Genomic DNA, 5,608 nt, shown 5'->3' with positions numbered 1-5,608 from the left:
TTCGGGTGCTTAAAAAACAAAACCACCTTAAAAAGCAGTTATCGAGGTCGTTGTTTTAATAATTACGGGGTTGTGCAACGGTTACTATTGTTGGGCAATCGTACTTTTTTTTTCTTCCGTCTGTCAGCGTTGGCAAAGACATACTCTTTTGCAATTTTTGGTTGCAGCGTTGGCTGGTGCGAATTGCAAATGTGTATGGCTTTATGCGTTGGCTTCATTCATTTCAGTTTTTATCAATTCTCTGGCAAAGTCAATGAATAGTTTATAAGCTTTCGTAAATGAATATTTGTCATCAGAATGTTTTATTGCTATGTTTCTTTTTACCATAGTCGAACCAACTAATCTTTTGATGCTTTCGCTATCATTTAATTGCTTGTTCGCTTTTACAACATCTATCCAAGTACTGTTTTTTATGTATTCTACTATCTCGTCAATATGGAAGTCTGAAAAACCTAATTCATCCATAAAGTTTTTCCCATCCTTGTCTAATTCGTAGCATAGAATCGAGAAGAAGATGCTAATATCACGAGAAGTGTTCTCGTTTGTTTCATCTGAAATCAGATAATAAAATTCTTGCGTATTTTTGAGTTCAAATCCAAATGATTTCTCAAAAAACTCAACATAGAAATCTTGATTTTCTTTTAGAATATCAAAATAAGATTCATCAATTGTGATAAATCTGCCATCCATTAAAGATGTCACTATTTGCTTATGTTTATTCGGATACATTCTCTTTTTTGCTGATTTTTAGTTTGGGCATAATAAATTCTCCTTGTTTTGTTTTCAAAGAAATATTCTCTCTTTCCTTATCTTGTTCAATATCGTATTCTTCTTCAAATATTAGACTTGTTACCATAAAGTAGTTGTCAATGTCAAAATCTTTCTTTTCATTTTCAATTGCGTTCTTGCACCAAGAGAAGAAATCAGTTACAGGAAGCTTTGAGTTTAGTTGGGATTTGTACTCATTTTTATTGAATATCCATTGCTCAATATCGTTGGCTTCTTCTTCAACAAAAACATCTTCTTCATTTTCAAATTGCTCAAAATACTCTTTTGTGTTTTCGTAGATATACGGATTGTATAGATTATCTCTGGAAGTACTGAATATTTTTGGTGGCTTTATTCCTTTGTAACAATTCATATTTGTCAGATACAAATGAAACCCTAGTAAATATTCACTTTCTGTTCTAATTCTGTCCAATAATGGCAAAAGTTCGTTGCTTAAGATTGTCGATTGTTGACTGATGTCCTTAACGACTTGTCGTAAAAGATTGTAGAGTTTTTCAAACTGTCTTCTGATACTTTCGTCTGAATAATCAAATCGTTTGTTGTTAGAAAATTGAGAAATTGCAAGTAATTCGTTATAAATCGATTGCGAGTGATTGATATCCAAAATTATATTCAAGGGAATAATATAGTAATCAATTAAATATCTGGCAGTTTGAACTTTTTCTTGATATTCAATCTTTCGGGTATTGGCTTTTAACTCTCTTGATTCATTTAGAAGGCTAATTGTATTGTTAGTTACGGCAGTTCTGAATTTTTTGATTTCATTCGATAAAGCTTCAATTCTGTCCAACAAAATGTTTTTGTCTTGATTGATACCTTCTTTAATATTCAAAAATAAGGTTCTTATAGATTGACCAAATTTTTCAATTTCTTCAGGAAGCAAAGGTTTAAATTGTTGCAGGACAAACTCAAATAAAACAAAATAGGGTTCGTTAATCACAAAGTCATCATTCTGTTCAACGAGTATTTTGTGCTCAAAAAGTTGGGATTCTATATCGCTTCCAAATTCATCAAGTGTTTCAGATACTTGACTTTTCAAGATGATTTCATTCTTAACTTGAATGTCAAAGAGTTGTCGTAGCAAGTCAAAATGAGTTGCCAAAAATTGTACTATGCTCTTTGGTTCTGACTTAAACATTGATGAGCGTTTCTTGTTCTAAAAATCTATTAGTTCGGGCAACTTGTTCTCTGATTTTTACGACTGTTGAATCATCTGATGTCTTAACAGCCTTACTCATTTTTGCTTTGTTTCCTTTTAAAGATGCCGAATGCTTTTTAAAGAGTTCACTGTAATTATTTGGTAAATACAATTCTGCATTACCAAACACTTCTTTGATTCTCAAATATTCGTCAAGCCCGTTAAAGTCATAGTCAACAAAAACTAAAACCTCCTTTGCTTTAATCATTGAAATGGATTCTTTGCCTATTCGTCCGTATTTGTGGACAAATAGAAATTCGTTGCCCAATAATTTTTCCGCATTCAAAAAGGTTTCCAAATTCTCGACAAAACATATTTTATCAGCTATAACAGAATTGGGGATTACAGAGAACAATCCAAAATCACGAGTTTGTTTTTGTAAATCAATCATCTGCTCATTGATTTGATAAGCAGAAAAGCCCCTGAACAAAAAAATTGGACTGCTATCAACCTTTGTCGCCTTTGAATTTCTATATTTCTTAATGTTTCCTGATTTGGTATTGGAAACGTTTTGTTCCGGAAATGATGAGTTTAAAAACTTTTCAAATTCGATTTCCTTGGAAACTTCAACCTTAAACCCTCTGCCAATCTTTGAAAATTTCAGAATTTCGGCTTGAAGCAAATTTTGAAATGTGTCAGAATGCAAAACACTTTTCGGAATGACCGATTTTGAAACGCATTTGTTTACAAGCAATAATTGATATGTTTTGAAATCGACTTCTTTCATTACACTTCAATGGGTTTTCTAAAAATTACATTTCCGTTTTTCTCGCTGACTACTATTTTTCCTTTACTTCTTCTTACCAAATAGTATTTATCAAAACCGTCATAAGGATGCAATGGTGCTGCTGAAATAGGGATAAAATTATGCTCCTTGCAGAAGTTTAAAATCTCTATTCTATTTGCTTCATCAATGGTTCCGATTTCATCAACAAATATTACAATCTTGTTTTCATCATCTTTCACAACGATTTGATTGATGATTGACATAATCAGAACCAAACGTATCATTTTGTCTGTTCCGTCCGATTCGATTTGGTTTTTCAGATCCACGACTTTGTGCTGTCCTTTTTTATGCAGATGAAGCTTAATGTCAAACAAATCATTGAACGAAATTGTGGTTTGACTATCTAAATATTTGTTGAGCGTATTTAGGTTTTCAGATTGGTCGTCAAAAATCAGTTCAGAAGTTAAATCCCTGATTTGTATGATTTTGTTTAAATCCTTGATGAGTTTTTCGTTCTCAATGATTTCTATCTTCAACGTGTCAATATCCGATATCTTTATCTTCCGAATTTTAGAATTAAACTGATTGGTAATAAAGGAATTAAACTCTTCAAACCTTGAATATAGCGTGCGACAAGGATTTGCAAATTGTGTGGATATATTTTTGAGCAATCCGTCAATGGCTTTTTGTTTGTCGTCTATCGTTATAAGTTCAGATTCAATGTGTTTGATAAATTCATTTTCATCTGCTTCTAATCTTTCCGTTCTGTTCTTTAATTTTTCAAAGAGCTTAAACTTATCATTTTTAATTTGCTCTCGTTCTTGATGGTTTCGTTTTATGTTGGCGTAAATGTTATCAAGTGAATCGGTTGATTGATATTCTTCGGGCTTGATTCCAAATTGCTCAAGTTCAATTTTCCATTTTTGAATATCACTTATTCTTTGTTCCTTTTGAATTATTTCGGTATTTGTTCTCTCAATTGTTTCTGAAAGTTTTCTTATTTCTTCTTCGAGCAGTTTTATTTCTTTAGTTGATTGCTCTTTTTGTTTTAATAAACTGTCAAGTTCCAATTTTATGGTTTCAAGTTCTTTTTCAATGTTTGGAAGCTGTTTTAGTTTCTCAATTTTATCATTTACATCCTTGATTTTCTTCTTTATTTCTTCTAAATCTTTTTGATGTTTCTCTAAATCCTTGGCAATTGGAAGTAGTTTTTCATTCAGGCTTTTTTCCTTTTCCAATTCCTTGATTTGTTTTTTCAACTCTTCAATGGATTCTATTGGTTTTCCTTTAAACTCATTCGGCAACTTGATAACGCCATCAAAGAGTTTCATCAAGTTTTCCGTTTTTGAGATTTTTGTGGAAATGTGTTCGGACGATAAACTTGAAATATCCGTTGAAAGAATTCTGTTAAGTAATTCTTTGTTGTCTTGATTGTCCGAAATTTGATGAATCAATTGATTGGAATAGCTTTCTACTTGTTTTGTGATTTTCTGGATTTGAGAGTTGGCTTTCTCAATCTTGCTCTCAATGTCCTTACTGTTTAAGTTTTGGTTTTCAATTTGGGTTAGTTGGCTCTCAATTGTTTTTCTTTGAGATTCCAAATTTTGAAAGGATTGCTCTAAAAATTGTAAACTCTCAAACGACTTGATTTCTTTTACCAAATCATCTTTTTGGTTAATGTCCTTCTGTTTTTGTTCCAATTGGGTTTCTATTTTACCCAATTCTTGGTTTAGCCTGTCTTTTTTCGGATTGAGCGTTTCGTTTAAATGAGTTCTATCTTTGTCTCTTTCAGTTTTCATTTTTGAAACAGAAGTTCCCAATTCTGAATAAAGCGATGAATATTGATGATCAAAAGCAAATATCAACTCTGAAAGTATGTTACTTTTTCCTGCATACTGATTTACCAACTCTTTGAAATCATTAAAGCTACGCTGGATACTTTTGATAACTTTTATATCTCGATTGTGCTTCAATAAGGTTTGTATGTCCTTTTGGTTTTTCTTTGAAAATGAAACGCTTTCGTTTTCCTTATTATCTGCAATTATCAATGACTCTTTTAGCGAGTTGTTGTTTATAAGCTGTGAGTTTATCAGGTACTTATAGATTTTGGAAAAATTGTTGCTAATTCCACGTCCGTCTTGGTTTACATTTTGGTTTAACCACACAACCGCATTATTTCGTTTCCCTTTCTGATAGACAAAGTTGAAAACTTCCCTACGGTTTGGGAATTTGTTGTGTTCAATTCCATTTATGGCAAATTCGGAAAGTAATGAGTCAAACTTTTTTAGTTTTTGGCCGTTCGTGGTGTCGGTAAAATAGTGTTCTTCTTTATATTCACTATCGATTTTATAATAGTCGAGGTTGCCTTCGGCATTTCTTTTGACCAAAATAGAGTAGTAGCGATTTTTGAAAATCTCAAAGACGATAAAACTTGAATTTATAGAAGGAAAATAGTGGTTGAATGTGGTTTTGTCTCCCGTTCTGTTTCCGCTGAACGTCATTTCTCGCCCGTCAATTATAAACAAGAAATTAAGTGCGTAAATCAGCGTACTTTTCCCGATATTGTTTGGTCCGACAATTTGAAGCGAATTGCAGTTGTCAAGCTCAATATCTGCTTTAGAGTAAATGTCAGAATTCAGTATTATTAGTCTTTTCAGCATTTAGTTTTCGTTCAATCTTTTGTTCTAGCATTCTGTCGAGCGTTGGCGAAAAACAGCTCTTTTGGTTTTTTCAGCGTTGGCTTTTGTGTCGGCAAAAACCAAATGTGCTGTTTGTGCGGCTGGCTTTTTGTATGTTGCCCAACATTATAGGATTAAATCATGTAAGCCAATGGCGCAGTTTGATTTAATCCGCCGTTGAACTATGCGGTGTCGGTTTTGCGCTTATAATGCTAT

At 32.6% G+C, this 5,608-nt stretch carries 4 protein-coding genes; all 4 read right to left on the bottom strand.

Annotation, left to right across the window (positions count from 1 at the left end; translation table 11 throughout):
- Window positions 1–201: 201 nt before the first annotated feature.
- Genes MWU84_RS23435 through MWU84_RS23420 form a run of 4 tightly spaced genes read right to left on the bottom strand, consistent with a single transcriptional unit; the run spans window position 202 to window position 5,374 of the window.
- Complete coding sequence (locus MWU84_RS23435) at window positions 202–690, bottom strand: hypothetical protein (protein ID WP_246906431.1); 489 nt, start codon at window positions 688–690, stop codon at window positions 202–204.
- Between the two features lie 25 nt (window positions 691–715).
- A complete protein-coding gene (locus MWU84_RS23430; protein WP_246906429.1) occupies window positions 716–1,927 on the bottom strand; it encodes a hypothetical protein in 1,212 nt (403 codons plus the stop codon).
- Window positions 1,920–2,714, bottom strand: a complete 795-nt coding sequence (locus MWU84_RS23425) for a hypothetical protein (RefSeq protein WP_246906427.1) — start codon at window positions 2,712–2,714, stop codon at window positions 1,920–1,922. Before MWU84_RS23425 ends, MWU84_RS23430 begins: the two co-directional genes overlap by 8 nt.
- Window positions 2,714–5,374 carry an ATP-binding protein gene (locus MWU84_RS23420; RefSeq protein ID WP_246906424.1) on the bottom strand — a complete coding sequence of 887 codons (2,661 nt, stop codon included), beginning with the start codon at window positions 5,372–5,374 and terminating at the stop codon, window positions 2,714–2,716. The genes MWU84_RS23425 and MWU84_RS23420 overlap by 1 nt, the downstream gene beginning before the upstream one ends.
- Between the last annotated feature and the right edge of the window lie 234 nt (window positions 5,375–5,608).

The sequence above is a fragment of the Arenibacter sp. F20364 genome, assembly GCF_023015905.1.
Classification (GTDB): Bacteria; Bacteroidota; Bacteroidia; order Flavobacteriales; family Flavobacteriaceae; genus Arenibacter.
The sequence above is the reverse complement of the archived record's forward strand: the minus strand, read 5'-3'. Positions and strand labels throughout refer to the sequence as shown.

What these genes read in the sequence shown, in the direction of transcription:
- MWU84_RS23435 (WP_246906431.1), bottom strand. Translation starts at nt 690, where the DNA reads ATGGATGGCAGATTTATCACAATTGATGAATCTTATTTTGATATTCTA.
- MWU84_RS23430 (WP_246906429.1), bottom strand. Translation starts at nt 1,927, where the DNA reads ATGTTTAAGTCAGAACCAAAGAGCATAGTACAATTTTTGGCAACTCAT.
- MWU84_RS23425 (WP_246906427.1), bottom strand. Translation starts at nt 2,714, where the DNA reads ATGAAAGAAGTCGATTTCAAAACATATCAATTATTGCTTGTAAACAAA.
- MWU84_RS23420 (WP_246906424.1), bottom strand. Translation starts at nt 5,374, where the DNA reads ATGCTGAAAAGACTAATAATACTGAATTCTGACATTTACTCTAAAGCA.